The sequence below is a fragment of the Rhizobium sp. SVR5-9E genome (assembly GCF_056755095.1).
In genome coordinates, this window is sequence record NZ_JBNDHS010000563.1 from 1 (window position 1) to 251 (window position 251).

Genomic DNA, 251 nt, shown 5'->3' on the forward strand with positions numbered 1-251 from the left:
GTCAACGGCAATTCGGACGGCACGCTGCACTGGACCTTCAATTCCGGCAGCCAGAACTTCGACTTCCTGCCGGCCGGTTGGCAGACGCGTCTTGACTACACGGTCGAGGTCACCGACAGCAACGGCGCCAAGGACACGCAGGTCATCAGCATCCTGATCACCGGCACCAATGATGCGCCCGTCATCAGCATCCCGACCGGCGAAACCGTATCGACGACCGTCGACGGCTTTGTTGGCCAGGACGTCGTCAC

The 251-nt window shown here is 61.8% G+C and carries 1 protein-coding gene; it reads left to right on the forward strand.

Features of this window, described 5'->3' with window-relative positions:
• Positions 1-251: VCBS domain-containing protein (locus ACPYOJ_RS36075; RefSeq protein WP_481420490.1), on the forward strand; the 251-nt coding region annotated here is incomplete at both ends.